Source organism: Pseudomonas sp. TH07 (assembly GCF_016651285.1).
In the GTDB taxonomy this organism is placed as follows: Bacteria; Pseudomonadota; Gammaproteobacteria; order Pseudomonadales; family Pseudomonadaceae; genus Aquipseudomonas.
In genome coordinates this window covers 6,356,939-6,374,666 of sequence record NZ_JAEKED010000001.1, presented here as the reverse complement: position 1 = coordinate 6,374,666, position 17,728 = coordinate 6,356,939, and the positions used below count along the sequence as shown (strand labels likewise).

Sequence of the window (17,728 nt, the reverse complement as noted above, 5' to 3'; positions counted from 1 at the left end):
ACCCGCAAATCGTGGGCAGGTTCTCACACCGATGTTTCGCTCCGGTATACCCACTAATAAAGACAATAGGGGTCATCATGGATCAACCAGGTTCCCAACCGAGCCATAGCTACAGCCGTGGATCGCAAGACAAGGCCTTGCTGGCGCTGACCATCGGTCAGGCGTTCGATAACACCGTAGCGCGCTATCCCCAGGGAGAAGCGCTGGTCGTGCGACATCAGCAACTGCGCTACACCTGGCAACAATTGGCCACCGCCGTCGACCTGCATGCTCGGGCGTTGCTGGCGCTGGGCCTGAAGACCGGGGACCGCCTCGGCATCTGGGCCCCCAACTGCGCGCAGTGGTGCATCAGCCAATTCGCCAGCGCCAAGATCGGTGCGATCCTGGTCAACATCAACCCGGCCTACCGCAGTTCCGAACTGGAATACGTGCTCAAGCAATCCGGCTGCCAGTGGCTGGTGTGCGCGGGGGCGTTCAAAAGCTCCGACTACCACGCCATGCTTCAGGGGCTGGTGCCGGAGTTGGCCGAGCAGTCCATCGGCCGCCTGCAGAGTGAGCGGCTGCCGGACCTGCGTGGGGTCATCAGCCTCGATGCGCAGCCGCCTTCGGGCTTTCTGCCCTGGTCGCAACTGGAGGCGCTGGGCGCGGGCGTGAGTGCCGAGCAATTGCAGGAGCGGCAACGCAGCCTGGATTTCGACCAGGCGGTGAACATCCAGTACACCTCCGGCACCACCGGTTTCCCCAAGGGGGCGACCCTGAGCCACTACAACATCCTCAATAACGGTTACATGGTCGGTGAAAGCCTGGGGCTGACCCACGAGGATCGCCTGGTCATACCGGTGCCGCTGTACCACTGCTTCGGCATGGTCATGGGCAACCTCGGTTGCATCACCCATGGCACCACCATGATCTATCCCAACGATGCCTTCGACCCGTTGCTGACCCTGGCCACCGTGGCCGAAGAGCGCGCCACCGGGTTGTATGGAGTGCCGACCATGTTTATCGCCATGCTCGACCAGCCGCGCCGCGCCGAATTCGACCTGTCGAGCCTGCGTACCGGGATCATGGCCGGGGCCACTTGTCCGATTGAAGTGATGCGCCGGGTGATCAGTGAAATGCACATGAGTGAGGTGCAGATCGCCTATGGCATGACCGAAACCAGCCCGGTGTCGTTGCAGACCGGCCCGGCCGATGAGCTGGAACTGCGGGTGACCACGGTCGGGCGCACCCAGCCGCAACTGGAAAGCAAAATCATCGACGAGGCCGGGAACCTCGTGCCTCGTGGCACCATCGGCGAACTGTGCACCCGTGGCTACAGCGTGATGCTCGGCTACTGGAACAACCCCCAGGGCACCGCCGAAGCCATCGACCCGGCAGGCTGGATGCACACCGGCGACCTGGCGACCATGAGCGAGCAGGGTTATGTGTGCATTGCCGGGCGCAACAAGGACATGATCATTCGCGGCGGCGAGAATATTTACCCGCGGGAGCTGGAAGAGTTCTTCTTCACCCACCCGGCGGTGGCCGATGTGCAGGTGATCGGCATTCCATGCGACAGATACGGCGAAGAGATTGTGGCCTGGATCAAATTCCACCCTGGCCATACTGCCAATGAGCTGGAGTTGCAAACCTGGTGCAAGGAGCGCATTGCGCACTTCAAGACGCCGCGTTACTTCAAGTTCGTCGAAGAGTTCCCCATGACCGTGACCGGCAAGATCCAGAAGTTTCGCATGCGTGAAATCAGCATCGAGGAGTTGCGCGAGCGGCCATGAGAGCGGGGGCCGGCATCTGCAAGGTTTTATCGCGGGTGCCGGCGCGCAGCGCGGGTCAGTCAGGTATGCCAGGGGGGAAGGGTGCAAAAAGCACAATGGCGGAAAGCACAAAGGGGAGCCGAAGCTCCCCTTTAATTTGTCGTTGCGTGCTCTTTTTTTATTATTGCGGGGCGGTCTGTTGTTGTTTTTGGTAACCGTTACCCGTACTGCTGTTTTTGGCGACCCCCATCCGGGGTCAAGAGCAAACGTATTTTTTTGAGCGCTGATCTACTTTCTCGCCAAGCGATCCAACCAGTTCGGGAGCTACCTGAAGGTAGTTTTATTGTTCTCTGCCCGGTTGTGGGTTACTCCTGAGAGCACCCTGAAAAGCACACCTTCTCCAAAAAAATCTGTTAGCTGCGTCTCTGCCGTGTTGTTTTTGTTATGTCAGAGTCGTTACGTCTTATTTTTATTAGGTTTGCTGCTTTTTATTCTTGTTATGCAATAGAGATAGCAGAAGCCGTGCCAACTTTTTAAATCTATTTAAAATCAATGGCTTGAGATTTTGTTGCGCGAACTGTGCCGCTGGAAATTCGACAAACTGTTTCCGTGTTACTCGTTTCGGCCCCACTCCATCGGGGCCGGTAACACCGTGCCCCTCAACCGGCGTTACGCGCCCGGGCCACGCGGGAGCCACTGGCGCGACCGAGCACGGTGCAGATCTGTTCCCCCGCCAGGATCAGGCGCTCCATGTCGATGCCGGTCTCGATGCCCAGGCCATTGAGCAGGTACAGCACGTCTTCGCTGGCGACGTTGCCGCTGGCGCCCTTGGCGTAGGGGCAGCCGCCGAGGCCGGCGATCGAGCTGTCGAACACCGCGATGCCTTCAAGCAGGCTGGCGTAGATGTTGGCCATGGCCTGGCCGTAGGTGTCGTGGAAGTGCCCGGCGAGCTTGTCGCGCGGTACATCGGCGCCCACCACGTCGAACATCCGGCGGGTAGCCCCAGCGGTACCGGTGCCGATGGTGTCCCCCAAGGACACTTCGTAGCAGCCCATGGCGTACAGCTCGCGGGCCACCAGGGCCACTTGCTCGGGTGCCACATCGCCTTCATAAGGGCAGCCGAGCACGCAGGACACGTAACCGCGCACACTCACGCCGTGCTGTTTGGCGGCGTCCATGATGGGCACGAAGCGTTCCAGGCTCTCGCTGATGGAGCAATTGATATTGCGTTGGGAAAACGCTTCAGAGGCCGCCGCGAACACCGCCACCTCTTTGACCCCCGCCGCCAGGGCGTCTTCAAATCCGCGCAGGTTGGGCGCCAGGGCCCCGTAGATCACGCCCGACTTGCGCTGGATCTGGGCAAAGACTTCGGCCGAGCCGGCCATTTGCGGCACCCATTTGGGCGAGACGAAACTGCCGACTTCTATATAGCCGACGCCGGCGGCGGTCAGGGCGTCCACCAACTGCACCTTGGCCTCGACGCTGATGGGCTGGGCTTCGTTTTGCAGGCCGTCGCGAGGGCCGACTTCAATCAGGCGTACATGGCTTGGGAGTGACATTCAGGTGCACCTTTTATAAGGGATGGCGTAGGGCCGCGGGGGGCCGTTGCGCTGGGGCGGGTCGAAGGGCCTGTTACTGGACGGCGTTCTTCTGGTTCTCGATGGTTTGCTCCAGGGCCTGGATGCAGCGCTCCTCGGCGGTATCGAGCTCCAGTTTCATCTGTTCGATATCCAGCAGTTGCTGTTCCAGCTGGTCGCGGCGTTCGGCGATTTTCGCCAGCATGCTGTGCAGTTGTTTCTGATTGCCGCTGCTGGGGTCGTAGAGTTCGATCAGCTCGCGGCATTCGGCCAGGGAAAAGCCGATGCGCTTGCCGCGCAAGATCAGCTTCAGGCTGACTTTGTCCCGGGGCGAATAGATGCGTTCCTGGCCCCGACGCTCGGGGGCCAGCAGGCCTTGTTCTTCATAGAAACGGATCGCCCGGGTGGTGATGTCGAGCTCGCGGGCGAGGTCGGAGATGCTGTAGGTCTGGCTGCTCATGGAGGCGCTCAAGAAAAGTCTTGGCGCTAAGCTAATTCCTGGTTGACGTATACGTCAAGCAGACTTCTCGCCGGCAGGCGTGCCAGGCCTGCCGCCGAAAAAGCCGCTGCGTCCCTCAGACCGCCTGCTTGTCCAGCTTCTTCTCGTGGGCGGTGACCTGCTGGCACAGCTCGATCATCTGCTCGCGCATCCAGCGGTTGGCCGGGTCCTGGTCGGTGCTTTCGTGCCAGTAGAGGTGGGTTTCCACCGGTGGCACGTCATTGACCGGCAGATTGAAGGCGTGCAGTTCATGGCGCCGGGCAAAGCGTTCCGGCACGGTCATGACCATGTCGGTCTGCTGCAGCACCTGGGAGGCCATCAGGTAATGCTGGGAGCGCAGGGCGATCTTGCGCTGGATCCCCATCTTGCCCAGTGCCAGGTCGACATGACCCAGGCCACTGCGACGGCTGGAAATATGAATATGGGTCAGTGACAGGTAGTCATCGAGGCTGAGTTTTTCCTTGCCGGCCATGGGGTGGCCCTTGCGCATGGCGCACACGTAGCGGTCTTCCATCAGCTTGACGTGGCGCACCTGGGGGTCGGTGTTGAGCGGGGCGTCGACCGCGAAATCCAGGCGGCCGGCGGCCAGTTCCTTGGTGGTTTCCCGGCGCTTGGACAGGAAGCTTTCGATGATCACCGTCGGCGCCAGGCGCCGCAGGCGTTGGAACAGCGGGGGCAGGATCACCGCCTCGGTGAGGTCGGTCATGCTGATGCGGTAGGTCTTGACCGCCTGCAACGGGTTGAAGATGCGGCTTTCCTGGACCGACACCCGCAGCAGCGACAGGGCGTTGCGCACCGGGCCGATGATGTTCTGCGCCATCGGCGTCGGCACCATGCCCTGGGCAGTACGCACGAACAACGGGTCGTTGAAGGTCTCGCGCAGGCGGGCCAGGGCGTTGGACACCGCCGGTTGGGTGATGCCGACGATTTGCCCGGCGCGGGTGAGGTTGGCTTCGGTGTAGATCGCGTCGAAAACGATAAAGAGGTTGAGGTCGACCTTGCTCAGATTCATGGCGCTGCACTCTTATTGTTGGGGGCGTCCTGATAGGGCCGGTGGGCCTTGCCGATCAGCCGATCATATATCGGTGATGAATGTTAATACACGCCGAGAATAGGCTAGGTAAATTTTCGTAAGCTGTTCTAGCATCGATTCCATGCCCTCAACCACCTCCCTCAAGAAGGTAGCTGCCCATGGATTTCGCTTACTCCCCCAAGGTTCAGGAACTGCGTGAGCGCGTCACCGCGTTCATGGACGCTTACGTCTACCCGGCTGAAGCGGTGTTCGAACGCCAGGTCGCCGAAGGTGACCGCTGGCAGCCGACCGCGATCATGGAAGAGCTCAAGCGCAAGGCCAAGGCCGAGGGCTTGTGGAACCTGTTTCTGCCCGAGTCGGAACTCGGCGCCGGCCTGACCAACCTTGAATATGCGCCCCTGGCGGAAATCATGGGCCGCTCGCTGCTGGGCCCCGAGCCCTTCAACTGCTCGGCGCCGGACACCGGCAACATGGAAGTGCTGGTGCGCTACGCCAACGAAGAACAGAAGCAACGCTGGCTTGAGCCACTGCTGCGCGGCGAGATTCGTTCGGCCTTTGCCATGACCGAGCCGGATGTGGCCTCGTCCGACGCCACCAATATGGCCGCCCGTGCCGTGCGTGATGGCGACGAGTGGGTGATCAACGGCAAGAAGTGGTGGACTTCGGGTGCCTGCGACCCGCGCTGCAAGATCCTGATCTTCATGGGCCTGAGCAACCCGGACGCGCCGCGTCACCAGCAGCACTCGATGATCCTGGTGCCGGTGGATGCCCCGGGGGTGAAGATCGTGCGGCCGCTGCCGGTGTTCGGCTACGACGATGCGCCTCACGGCCACGCCGAAGTGCTGTTCGACAATGTGCGGGTGCCTTACGAGAACGTGTTGCTGGGTGAAGGCCGGGGCTTCGAGATCGCCCAGGGTCGCCTGGGCCCGGGGCGCATCCACCACTGCATGCGTTCGATCGGCATGGCCGAGCGCGCCCTGGAACTGATGTGCAAGCGTGCGGTAAGCCGCACCGCGTTCGGCAAACCCCTGGCACGCCTGGGGGGCAATATCGACAAGATCGCCGATTCGCGGATGGAGATCGACATGGCGCGCCTGCTGACCCTCAAGGCGGCGTACATGATGGACACCGTCGGCAACAAGGTGGCGAAAAGCGAAATCGCCCAAATCAAGGTGGTGGCGCCGAACGTAGCGTTGAAGGTGATCGACCGGGCGATCCAGATCCACGGTGGGGCCGGGGTCTCCAATGATTTCCCGCTGGCCTATATGTATGCCATGCAGCGCACCCTGCGCCTGGCCGACGGCCCGGACGAAGTGCACCGCGCCGCGATCGGCAAGTTTGAAATCGGCAAATACGTGCCCAAGGAGATGCTGCGCAGCAGCCACTGACCGCTCAGGCATCGCGGGGCTGGTTTGGCCTCGCGCTGCCGGGTTGCCGCCCTCAGTAGACCCAGACTTCAACCCGGCGATTCTTGATCCGGCCCTCGTCCGCCGTGTTGGCGGCCACCGGCATCTGCGCGCCATATCCCTGGATTTCGCGCAGTACCACTCCGCTTTTCACCAGTTCCCGGCGCACTGCCATGGCCCGCAGCTTGGACAGCAGCGCGGCGCGGGCGGTATCGCTCTTGGCATCGCCAAACCCCACCAGTGTCACCTGCCGATCGAGCTTGGCGTGCTGCTTGAGAAAGTCCAGCACCCGGTTCAGGTCCTGGCGTGCCTTGTTGTCCAGGCTGGCGCTGCCTTCCTCGAAGCGAAAGTTGACCGTCAGCCGTTGCGCCTGGCGCGCGATGGCCTGGTAACCCTCGGGCATCTGCGGGCTGGCCGTCACGCTCATGGCTTGCACCGTCTGCGCGACAAAACCATTGGCGGCGACGATGGCCTGGCCCCTGGCGCTTTGAGCGAAGTCCACCAGCGCCGTGGCCCAGGGGTTGTGGCCATTGGGCGGTAGGTAAAAATACAGGCGCCGCGACAGTGGGTAGTCCTCGGTGGCGATCAGGCTGTTGAGCGGCTGCATGGCCTGCGACTCGCCGTCGACGATGGCCACGGCCTTGGCCTGGCGCACGTAGGGCAGGCCGATAAAGCCGATGCCCTGGGGATCCTGGCTGACCGCATCGGACAATTGCTCGCTGGACTCGAAGCGTTTGGCGGCGCTGCCCAGGGCCTTGCCGCGCCGGCTGAGTACCAGCTCCTTGAAGGTGTCGTAGGTCCCGGATTGATCATCGCGGGCATATAAATGAATGGCGCCGCCGACGCCCCCCAATTCTTCCCAGGTCTTGACCTCGCCACTGAACACACGCGCCAGTTGCTCGGTGTTCAATTGGGTCAGCGGGTTGTGGGGGTTGAGGATGATTGCCAGGCCGTCGATGGCGATCACCTGCTCGGCGCCCGGGCTTTTCAAGTCGCCCAGGGTTTCCAGCTCCACCAGTTCGCTGTCTTTGATGGCGCGTGAGGCGGCGGCGAGGTCGGCGCTGGCATTTTTCAGGGCGGCAAAACCGGTACTGGAACCGTGGGCGGCGACGTCAACCCGCACGGGCCGGCCCTGGCTGGTCTGGCCCACCACCCGCTGCTCGTTGTCCTTGCCCGTGGCTTCGATCCGCACCTTGTGCAGCCCTTGTTCCTCCAGCAAGCCCTTGACCAGGGCCGGGCCGAGTTTGGCGCCAATGGTGTTGGAGCCCTGGATACGCAGCACGCTGCTGTTGTCGCTGCCCAGCGGCAGGGCGGCGAACACCGACCAGGGCAGGGCGTAGCAGGCAAAACCGATCAGCAACATGCTGAGGGTCCGGCACCAGATATCTCGTTCACTGACTGTCAACACGCGGGGCATGCGCTACCGGCCTTCTATGGAGGGGAGTTGCGGCGAGATTAAGTCAGGGAGGTGACGCGGATGTGACAGCCGGCGGCTGATGTTTCGGGAAGGATCCGACGGACTTTCAGATATGTCCTAAAGACCTTCCTTGGGGGGATGGATAGAGTCGAAAACTTTGTCTGGCGGGGATTGGAAGCGCTGCGAAGCCTGCATCCCCGACAGGCTCCCCAGCAGCATGTTGCTGCTATTTCGTTGTTCAAAGGAGTTGGAAATGAGTGCCTGGTTCGAGCTGAAGCAGTATGACAGTGGCGAATGCAGATTCCTGTTGAAGTCCAAGGAAGCCAAGACCCTGCTGCAAAGCAACCGCTACCCGTGTCGAGACACTGCCGAAGCAGCCATTGCGTTGTTTCGTCGTCATTGCGCATCTGCCGAGCGCTATGTGCGCAAGATTTCCCAGGGCGGCAAGTCGTACTTCAAGCTCAAGGCCGGCCAGGAGGTGATCATCGCCAGCCACCTCTATGATTCGGAGCCGACCCGCGAGATCGCCATCGAAGCCATCATGGCCGCTGGCACCACCCCGCATATCGAGCTGCGCTGACCTCATGAAAAAGCCCATCTTGCGATGGGCTTTTTTGTGCCTGGGCGAAAGCCGGTGAATCAGCTCAGTTCGAGCCAGATCGGCGCATGGTCGGAGGGTTTTTCCATGCCGCGCAATTCGTAGTCGACCCCGGCATCCTTGACCCGTGGCAGCAGTCCGTTGGACGCCATGATCAGGTCGATGCGCAGGCCGCGCTTGGGATCATCCTCAAAGCCGCGGCTGCGGTAGTCGAACCAGCTGAAGCGGTCGCTGACCTCCGGGTTGAGGTGACGGAAGCTGTCCACCAGGCCCCAGTTCTTCAGGCGCGCCATCCACTCGCGCTCTTCCGGCAGGAAGCTGCACTTGCCGGTTTTCAACCAGCGCTTCATGTTCTCCGGGCCGATGCCGATGTCGCAGTCTTCCGGCGATATGTTCACATCGCCCATGACGATCAAGGGCTGGTCGTTGCTGAAGCGGCTTTCCAGCAGCTGTTGCAAGTCGTTGTAGAAACGCTGCTTGGCCGGGAATTTGGTCGGATGGTCGCGGCTTTCGCCCTGGGGGAAGTAGCCGTTCATGATGGTCACCGGGGTGCCATCGGCGTCGGCGAAGGTGCCCCAGATAAAACGCCGCTGGGCCTCTTCGTCATCGCCTTCGAACCCCTTGTGCAGGCTCAGGGGCGCCTGGCGCGAAAGCAGCGCCACACCGTAATGGCCTTTCTGCCCGTGATAATGCACGTGGTAACCCAGGGCCTGGACATCAGCCAGGGGGAACTGCTCGTCCGAGACTTTGGTTTCCTGCAGGCCGATGACATCCGGCTGGTGTTTCTCGATCAGCGCCGCCAGCTGATGAGGGCGGGCACGTAGCCCGTTGATGTTGAACGAGACGATTTTCATGGTCGGCGGTCCTGGCAAAACAGCGATGCTAGCCGACAAGTCGCAGCGCCACCAGCGTGGCGGCAGCCCGGATGCGCTGCTAATGTCCTTGGACCGGGGAACGATCACCGGACGAAAAGGCTCGTAACAACAAGAGCGCGGCCATTTGAGCCGGGTCCAGGGGAGTCAACCGCAATGCCTGAAACATCCACTGCCATCGCCGATATCCACATGCTCGACAGCGGCTACTCGCGGGAGGCGCGTTCGCTGTTGTACCAGGCCTACCGGCATGAACCGACCTTCGGTTTTCTGTTCGAGTCCGAGCGCCCGGGGTATGAGCAGCGCGTGCGGGCCACGGTACGGGAACTGGTCAAACAGCATTTTCTGCAGGATCTGCCAGCCATCGGCCTGCTGGTCAACGACCGCTTGATCGGCATTGCCCTGATCGCACCGCCCCAGCGCCGGCTGGGGATCACCGAAAGCTGGGCCTGGCGCCTGCGCATGGTGCTGAGCACCGGCTTTCGCTGCACCCGGCGTTACCTGGACTACCACGCAGCAGTCAGCGCCTGTTTGCCCAGCGACGCTGTGCACGTGTTGCCGCTGCTGGGGATTCACCCGCAATTCCAGGGCCAGCACTTTGGCGAGCAACTGCTGACCGCCGTGCACAACTGGTGCGCGGTGGACGAAAACTCCCAGGGCGTGGTGCTCGATACCGGCAACCCACGCTACCTGGAGTTCTACAAGCGCCAGGGTTATGAAGAGATCGGCGAAATCGCTGTGGGGCCGATTCGCGAGCACGTTTTTTTTCACGCCAATCCCCAGGTGTTACACAGCGCAACAGCTTGAGATAGAACTTTTCCGGGGGCTGTGGGTTCTATCACGCTCCCAAGCTCGTGATAGCATCCGCGCCTATGAAGTTTCCTGGAAGAATCACCAGCAGCCTGTTGCTGCTGTTTACAAGCTGTGCGGCGCTGGCGCAAAGCGAACTGGATGTCAGGGTCAAGCCGGCCAATGACGAGTTGAAGGCCAATGTGGAGGGCTACATTGGCGGTGTCGGAGACCGTGACGAAGAGGCCTTGCTGCGCTTCAGTCGCGGCGCCGAGGAGCAGGCGCGCAAGGCCGCCCAGGCCCTTGGCTACTATCAGCCGCAGATCAGCAGCGACGTCAAAGGTGGCGAAAAGCCACGTCTGGTATTGAATATCGACCCCGGCGAACCCGTGCACCTGCGCGACGTCATCGTGCGTATCGAAGGCCCGGCGGCCAGCCTCAAGGCTTTCCGAGTGCCCAAGAGCGACCAGCTCAAAACCGGGGCCGTGCTCAACCACGGTTACTACGAAGATGCGAAGCGCCTGATTCAGAATCAGGCCTCGCGCTATGGCTTTTTCAGTGGGCGTTTCACCCGGCAGCGGCTGGCGGTCGATCCCCAGGCAGGGGTCGCGGATATCGAACTGGTGTACGACAGCGGCCCGCGCTATGCGTTGGGTAAGGTCAGCTTCGCCGGCGATGCGCCGTTCGATGAAGAGCTGCTGCAGCGCATGGTGCCGTTCAAGGCCGGCGCACCCTATGACTCCGAGCTGATTGCCGAACTCAACCAGGCGCTGCAATCGAGTGGCTATTTCGAGGGCGTGCGGGTCGACGCGGCGCCCACGGCAGCGGCCAACGACGTGATCCCGGTGGCGGTCCAGCTGGAAACCCGCAAGCCCCGGACCATGGGCCTGGGCCTGGGTTTTTCCACCGACGTCGGGCCTCGGGCCAAGGCCAACTGGACCCGGCACTGGGTCAACCCGCAGGGCCACAGCTATGGCTGGGAGGCCGAGGTTTCGGCGCCCCGGCAGAACGTCGGGCTGTGGTATGACATCCCGCTGGATCCACCGCTCACCGACAAACTGCGTTTTGCCGGTGGCTATCAGAATGAAGAAATCGCCAACACCGACACCCTCAGCAAACTGCTGACCATCGGCCCTGAATGGCACAGCAAGCTGCCCAGTGGTTGGCAGCGCGTGGTGTCGTTGAAATGGCAGCGCGAAGAATATCGCCTGGGCGATGACTCGGGCCTGAGCAACCTGCTGATGCCCGGGCTGACGTATTCCTACCTGCGCAGTGACAACCGCATCGATCCGCACAACGGCTATCGCCTGCAATTCGACACCAAGCTGGCCAAGGAAGGCCTGGCCTCCGACACCAACCTGCTGTACGGCACGGTGCTGCTCAAGGGGCTGACCACGGTCTGGGATAACCACCGCTTCCTGGGGCGGGTGCAGTTCGGTGGCAGTGCCACCAACGGTTATAAATCGATCCCGCCGTCCCTGCGCTTCTTCGCCGGTGGCGACCAAAGTGTGCGCGGTTATGACTATCAGAGCCTGTCCCCGGAAAACTCCGACGGCGACCGTATCGGTGGGCGCTACATGGTGGCCGGCAGTGTCGAGTATCAGTATTCGATTGCCGAGAAGTGGCGCATCGCGACCTTCGTCGACCAGGGCAACTCCTTCAATAAGCTCGAACTGCCGAACCTCAAGACCGGGGTCGGCCTTGGCGTGCGCTGGGTGTCACCGGTGGGGCCGATTCGCCTCGACCTGGCCCACGCGCTGAATGATGACGGTGGTATTCGATTGCACTTTTCCATGGGGCCGGAGCTGTGAAGCGTGGTTTGAAAATAACGCTGCTGGCAATGGTGGCGCTGCTGTTGCTGCTGGTGGTGAGTGTGGCCTTGCTAGTAGGTACTCAGGCCGGCAGTCGCTGGGCCCTGGGCCGGGTACCGGGCTTGAGCGTGGAAAATTTTGCCGGGCAGTTGGCTGGCCAGTGGAGCGCCGATCACCTGCTGTGGGAGCAAGGCAGCAGCCGGGTCGAGCTGGTGGCGCCGAAGTTTGCCTGGTCGCCATCGTGCCTGCTGCGCATGACCCTGTGCATCGAGCAGTTGGATGTGGAGCAGGTCAGTCTGCAATTCCCCCCGGGCAGCGACGACAGCAGCGGCCCCATCAGCCTGCCGGACCTGCAATTGCCGCTGGCGATCGAGCTGGGTCAGGTGCGGGTCGGCAACCTGCTGTTTAACGGCAGCGAGCAACTCAAAGGCCTGCAACTGGCCGCGCAATGGACCGCCCAGGGCTTGCAGATCGACTCACTGCAGCTGCAGCGCGACGACCTGAGCCTGAACCTGTCTGGGCTGCTGCACCCCAGCGGCAACTGGCCCCTGCAGGCCAGCGGCAACTTGACCCTGCCGGCGCCGGGCAATGAGCCCTGGGCGTTGGCGCTGAAGGTCGAAGGCGACCTGCTCAAGACCCTGACCTTGCACGCCGACAGCAGCGGTTATTTGCAGGGCCAGCTCAGCGGCGAACTGCAACCGCTGGTGGAGAACCTGCCGGCCCAGGTACGTATTACTGCCGATGCTTTCAAGGCCAGCGCCGAGCTGCCGGATACCCTGATGCTCAATCAGTTGCTGCTGACCGGCCAGGGCGACCTGAAACACGGCTATCAATTGCAGGGCAGCGCCAGCCTGCCGGCCGAGCAGGGCCCGGTGGCCCTGGCGCTGACCGGCAAGGTTGACGCCAACGGTGCGCAGATCGCCGCCCTGGACCTGACCGCCAACGACAAGCAAAGCCTCAAGTTGACCGGCGCACTGGATTGGAGTGAAGGCTTCAGCGCCGAGGGCAAGGTCGCCTGGCTGGATTTCCCCTGGCATCGCCTGTACCCGGTGATCGACGAGCCCGCGGTGGCGGTGCGCACCTTCAATGCCGAAGTGTCGTACCGCGACGGCCATTACCTGGGCAACTTCCAGGGCGACCTCGATGGGCCGGCCGGTGCCTTCAGCCTCGGCAGCCCGTTCAGTGGTGACCTGACCCAGATCTTTCTCCCTGAATTCAAGCTGGCGGCCGGGCAGGGCAAGGCCGAGGGCCACCTGAAACTGCAATTTGCCGACGGCATCGCCTGGGACACGGCGCTGCAGTTGTCGGCGATCAACCCGGCGTACTGGCTGGCGGAGCTGCCGGGCACGCTCGCGGGTCCGTTGCGCAGCCAGGGGCAATTGAAGAACGAACAGCTCAAGCTCAATGCCGACCTCGACCTCAAGGGCAAGCTGCGTGGCCAACCTGCGGTGTTGCAGGCCAAGGCCGATGGCCAGGGGCAGCAGTGGACTCTGAGCACCCTCGATATCCGCCTGGGGGATAACCGCATCAATGGCTCCGGCAGCCTGCAGCAGAAACTTGCCGGGCAATTGGATATCAAGCTGCCGCGCCTGGGCCAGCTGTGGCCGCAGTTGCGCGGCCAGGCCAATGGTCGCCTCGACCTGGCCGGGACCTTGAATGCGCCCCAGGGCAAGCTCGACCTGCAAGGCCAGCAGTTGGCGTTTGTCGATAACCGCCTGCAAAGCCTGGTGGTTGCCGCGAAGCTCGACAGCGCGCAAAAGGCCCGCCTCGACCTCAAGGGCAGCGGGATCCAGGTCGGAGATACCCAGCTGGGCACTCTGACCCTGGCCGGCCAGGGCGATATCAAGAACCAGACGCTGCAACTGGACCTGCAAGGCCCGCTGCTGAAACTGGCCTTGGGTCTGGATGGCGTCCTTAATCAAGGCAACTGGCGCGGACGCCTGGCCAGCGGCGAGATCCAGAGCGGTGGCCAGGACTGGAAGCTGCAAGCCCCGGCGAAACTGGAGTACCTGGCCGACGGCAAGCTCAACTTCGGCGCCCATTGCTGGGCTTCCGGCGCGGCCAGCCTGTGCGGCGAAGATCAACGCCTGATGCCTGAGCCCAAGCTGCGCTATCACCTCAAGCAATTCCCCCTCGACAGCCTCGCGCAGTGGCTGCCCAAGGATTTTGCCTGGAAGGGTCAGCTCAATGCCGACCTGCAACTGGACGTGCCCGCCAGCGGGCCCAAAGGCCAGATCCTGGTGGACGCCAGCGGTGGCACCTTGCGCATCAAAGAAAAGGATCAGTGGCTGGACTTCCCGTACCAGGCCCTGAAACTCAACACCACGCTCAACCCCAAGCGCATCGACACCCGGCTTGAGTTCGCCGGTGGCAAGCTTGGCGAGTTGCTGGTGCAGGCGCAGATCAATCCCCTGGCGAAAAACAAGGCGCTGTCCGGGGACTTCCGCTTGAGCGGCCTGGACCTGGCGGTGGCGCGGCCGTTTGTGCCGATGGTCGAGAAGCTGGCGGGCAACCTCAATGGCAGCGGACGCCTGTCGGGCGGGCTGTTGGCGCCTCAGGTCAATGGCAACCTGACGCTCAGTGGTGGCGAGGTTTCCGGTTCCGAGCTGCCGATCAGTCTTGAGGATTTGCAACTGCAGGCGCAGATCGCCGGTGAGAGCGTGCAACTCAATGGCGCCTGGAAAAGCGGCAAGGCCGGGCAGGGCAGCCTCACTGGCACAGTCGCCTGGGGTCAGGCGCTGGCGGTGGACCTGAATCTCAAGGGCTCGCAGTTGCCGGTAACCGTCGAGCCCTACGCGGTGCTGGAAGTGGCGCCGGACCTGAAAATCTCCATGCAGGGCGACAAACTGGCGATTGCCGGCAAGGTCCATGTGCCCAAGGGCGAGATCAAGGTGCGCGAGTTGCCGCCGTCGACGGTCAAGGTTTCGGACGACACGGTGATCATCGGGCAGCAGACCGCCGAGGGTAAACCGCCGATGGCCATGGCGATGGACGTCGATGTGGTGGTGGGCGAAGACAAGCTCAGCTTTGCCGGTTTCGGCCTGACCGCCAACCTGCAGGGGCATGTGCATATCGGTGACAACATGGACACCCGTGGTGAGTTGTGGCTCAACGACGGGCGCTACCGGGCCTATGGCCAGCGCCTGACCGTGCGTCGCGCGCGGCTGTTGTTCGCCGGGCCCATCGATCAGCCGTACCTGGACATTGAAGCGATCCGCCAGACCGACGACGTGATCGCCGGGATCCGCCTGAGCGGCAGCGCCGAACAGCCGGTGACGCAGATCTTCTCCGAACCGGCCATGAGCCAGGAGCAGGCGCTGTCCTACCTGGTGCTGGGGCGGCCGCTGAGTTCCACCGGCGAGGACAACAACATGCTGGCCCAGGCGGCGCTGGGGCTGGGGTTGATGGGCAGTTCCAACTTCACCGGCAGCCTGGCGAAAAACCTCGGGATCCAGGACTTCCAGCTCGACACCCAGGGCAGCGGCACCAACACGGCGGTGGTCGCCAGCGGCAATATCTCGGAGAAACTCAGCCTGCGCTACGGCGTCGGCGTGTTCGAACCGGCCAACACCATCGCCTTGCGCTACAAGTTGAGCAAAAAGGTGTACCTGGAAGCGGCCAGTGGCGTGGCCAGTTCCCTGGATATTTTCTATAAGCGCGATTTTTGAGGCAGCGGTAGCTGCTGCCTCCGTGGTGCCTGAGGGGCCAGCGCAGCCTCGCGGTAAAGGTTTGTAGCCGCTGCCGCAGGCTCGGGCCGCGTTGGGACGCTATCCCTTACGGTCACCGTCCGAACACCTGACACCCCCACGGCGCCTGATCGGGCCAGCGCAGCCTCGCAGGCTCGGCAGCGGCTACAGGCCTCACGGACATCTCCTGAATACCTGACCCCTCGCAGCGGCCAACACCGCGCCCGATGCCGTTTATCCAGCCAAATACAAAGCATGCTAATTATTGCTTTGACATTCGCTGCCTAGGCAGTAACATCTCGACATACTTTCCCTGCCTAGGCAGCTAATGGGTGGTCAGATGAAACATTACACGCCGGACAACTTCCAAAACTGCCACCTGGGCCTTCTGCTCGGGCGCGCTGCGTTGCTCAAGGACCGGATCATCGACACCCATATGGAGCCCCACGGCATCACGGCGGCGCAGTTCAAGGTGCTGATCATCATGGCCCAGTTCGGCGTCGACACCCCGGCCGAGCTGTGCCGCCACCTGTCCCTGGACAGCGGATCGATGACGCGCATGCTCGACCGCCTGGAGCAGAAGGATTTCCTCGCCCGTCGGCGTTCCGAAGGCGATCGGCGCCAGGTGCAACTGGTGCTCACCGAAGAAGGCCAGAAACTCGCGGACCGTTTGCCCCACATCGGCGCGCAGGCCATGAATCAACTGGCGGGCGCCATCAGCCCGCAAGAGCTGGAAACCCTGGAACAGATCCTCAAGAAAATTTTGCTGGCAGCCGGTGACCCGATCACCGTGTTGCGGGTAGGTGATAAATGAGCAGTAAAACCTTGCGTAACCGCGTCAGCCTGGTGCTGCTGGCCATGAGCATGGCCGGCTGTGCCAGCTACAGCGGCCTCGATACCGAAGGCGTGAGCCTTGATGCCAAGAGCCTCAAGGCCGGGCAGTCCCTCACGGGTGTGACCCTGTCGCCAGCGGCCTGGCCAAAGAATGACTGGTGGAAAAGCCTGGGCGACCCACAGCTCGACGGCCTGATCCAGGAAGCCCTGCATGACAGCCCGGATATGCAGATCGCCAGCGCCCGGGCCCATCAGGCCAGCGCCGCGGCCTATGCCGCCGATGCTTCGCGCATGCCGACCCTGGATGCCAGCGGCAGTGTCAGCCGTTCGCGCCTGGCCCGCGACCAGGACCCGAGCGGGCAGGGCGGCACCTACAGCACGGTGCGCAGCCTGGGGCTGAATTTCAATTACAACTTCGACCTCTGGGGCGGCCAGCGTGCCACCTGGGAAGCCGCGCTGGGTCAGGCTCGCGCTGCAGAAATCGACCGCCAGGCCGCGCAACTGACATTGGCCGCCGACGTGGCACGGGCCTACAGCGACCTGGGCCAGGCGCACATTGTCCACGACCTGGCCAATGACGACCTCAAGCGCACCCGACAGATGCTCGACCTGAGCCAGAAGCGCCTCAGCTCCGGCATCGACAGCCAGTATCAGTACCAGCAGACCGAAAGCCTCGAGGCCAGTTCCCAGGCCACCCTGATCGATGCCGAGAAAAAACTGCAAAGCGCCAAGATCGCCCTGGCCGTGCTGCTCGGCAAAGGCCCGGACCGGGGCAATGAAATCGCCCGGCCCAAGGTCTTGCAGGCCAGCGCCGTGGCCTTGCCCTCCACTTTGCCCGCCGAGCTGCTGGGCCGTCGCCCGGACCTGATCGCCGCCCGCTGGCGGGTAGAGGCCGCAGGCAGGAGCATCGACGCCGGCAAGACCCGCTTCTACCCCAACCTCAACCTCAGTGCCGCCGCCGGTACCCAGGCCTTGCTGGGGGATGCGATGTTCGGTTCCGCCAGCCGTTTCTTCAACATTGCGCCGACGATTTCGCTGCCGATTTTCGACGGCGGCCGCTTGCGCGCCGACCTCGACGCGCGGGATGCCGACTACGACCTGGCGGTGGCCCAGTACAACAAAAGCCTGGTGACTGCCCTGGGGGATGTCAGCGACAGCATTTCCCAGTTGCGCGATATCGGCCGGCAGATCGCCGCGCAGCAGCATGCCACCGATATTGCCCAGGAGTCCTACAACACCGTGGTCCAGCGTTTCGGTTCCGGCATCGGCAACTACCTGGACGTGCTCAGCATCGAGCAGCAATTGCTGCAGGCCCAGCGTCAGCTGGCGACCCTGAATGCCGAGCAGATCGACCTGTCGATTCAATTGATGCAGGCGTTGGGGGGCGGCTTCGAGGCCGGCAACCTGGCTTCGGCCACCCCGACCCCCGCCACGCAGACTAAATAATTCGAGGAC

13 protein-coding genes are annotated in these 17,728 nt (G+C 62.7%); 8 read left to right on the top strand and 5 right to left on the bottom strand.

Annotated elements, in window-relative coordinates; genetic code table 11:
- The first annotated feature begins 77 nt into the window (after positions 1-77).
- Entirely contained in the window at positions 78-1,772 is a 1,695-nt protein-coding gene (locus tag JFU57_RS29070) for an AMP-binding protein (protein ID WP_201131656.1), read from the top strand.
- Between the two features lie 638 nt (positions 1,773-2,410).
- Here the strand turns inward: JFU57_RS29070 and JFU57_RS29065 are convergent.
- From JFU57_RS29065 to JFU57_RS29055, 3 genes are all read right to left on the bottom strand, one after another.
- The gene (locus JFU57_RS29065; protein WP_201131655.1) at positions 2,411-3,310 is read right to left on the bottom strand and encodes a hydroxymethylglutaryl-CoA lyase; all 900 of its coding nucleotides are present in this window, start codon (positions 3,308-3,310) and stop codon (positions 2,411-2,413) included.
- Between the two features lie 73 nt (positions 3,311-3,383).
- Positions 3,384-3,788: a MerR family transcriptional regulator gene (locus JFU57_RS29060; protein WP_020296778.1), complete on the bottom strand. Its 405-nt coding sequence runs from the start codon at positions 3,786-3,788 to the stop codon at positions 3,384-3,386.
- Positions 3,789-3,903: 115 nt separating this feature from the next.
- On the bottom strand, positions 3,904-4,839 hold the full coding sequence (locus tag JFU57_RS29055) for a LysR family transcriptional regulator (RefSeq protein ID WP_020296777.1): 936 nt from the start codon (positions 4,837-4,839) through the stop codon (positions 3,904-3,906).
- Positions 4,840-5,018: 179 nt separating this feature from the next.
- On the opposite strand from JFU57_RS29055, the gene JFU57_RS29050 reads away from it, so the two are divergent.
- Positions 5,019-6,248: an acyl-CoA dehydrogenase gene (locus JFU57_RS29050; protein ID WP_020296776.1), complete on the top strand. Its 1,230-nt coding sequence runs from the start codon at positions 5,019-5,021 to the stop codon at positions 6,246-6,248.
- 52 nt (positions 6,249-6,300) lie between these two features.
- Here the strand turns inward: JFU57_RS29050 and JFU57_RS29045 are convergent, their stop codons facing one another.
- Positions 6,301-7,683, bottom strand: coding sequence for a substrate-binding domain-containing protein (locus tag JFU57_RS29045; RefSeq protein WP_078473607.1), 1,383 nt, complete (start codon positions 7,681-7,683; stop codon positions 6,301-6,303).
- Between the two features lie 253 nt (positions 7,684-7,936).
- Here JFU57_RS29045 and JFU57_RS29040 point away from each other — a divergent pair, with 253 nt between their 5' ends.
- On the top strand, positions 7,937-8,263 hold the full coding sequence (locus tag JFU57_RS29040; protein WP_020296774.1) for a YegP family protein: 327 nt from the start codon (positions 7,937-7,939) through the stop codon (positions 8,261-8,263).
- Positions 8,264-8,322: 59 nt separating this feature from the next.
- Here the strand turns inward: JFU57_RS29040 and xthA are convergent, their stop codons facing one another.
- Positions 8,323-9,135 (bottom strand): exodeoxyribonuclease III, encoded by an 813-nt coding sequence (gene xthA, locus JFU57_RS29035; RefSeq protein WP_020296773.1) that lies wholly within the window; start codon positions 9,133-9,135, stop codon positions 8,323-8,325.
- 174 nt (positions 9,136-9,309) lie between these two features.
- Between xthA and JFU57_RS29030 the strand changes: the two genes are divergently transcribed.
- From JFU57_RS29030 to JFU57_RS29010, 5 genes are all read left to right on the top strand, one after another.
- On the top strand, positions 9,310-9,960 hold the full coding sequence (locus JFU57_RS29030; protein WP_020296772.1) for a GNAT family N-acetyltransferase: 651 nt from the start codon (positions 9,310-9,312) through the stop codon (positions 9,958-9,960).
- Between the two features lie 65 nt (positions 9,961-10,025).
- A complete protein-coding gene (locus tag JFU57_RS29025) occupies positions 10,026-11,753 on the top strand; it encodes an autotransporter assembly complex protein TamA (protein WP_201131654.1) in 1,728 nt (575 codons plus the stop codon).
- Entirely contained in the window at positions 11,750-15,421 is a 3,672-nt protein-coding gene (locus JFU57_RS29020) for a translocation/assembly module TamB domain-containing protein (protein WP_201131653.1), read from the top strand. Before JFU57_RS29025 ends, JFU57_RS29020 begins: the two co-directional genes overlap by 4 nt.
- 358 nt (positions 15,422-15,779) lie before the next feature.
- Positions 15,780-16,253 (top strand): MarR family winged helix-turn-helix transcriptional regulator, encoded by a 474-nt coding sequence (locus JFU57_RS29015; RefSeq protein WP_020296769.1) that lies wholly within the window; start codon positions 15,780-15,782, stop codon positions 16,251-16,253.
- Complete coding sequence (locus JFU57_RS29010) at positions 16,250-17,719, top strand: efflux transporter outer membrane subunit (protein WP_201131652.1); 1,470 nt, start codon at positions 16,250-16,252, stop codon at positions 17,717-17,719. Before JFU57_RS29015 ends, JFU57_RS29010 begins: the two co-directional genes overlap by 4 nt.
- Positions 17,720-17,728 lie beyond the last annotated feature (9 nt).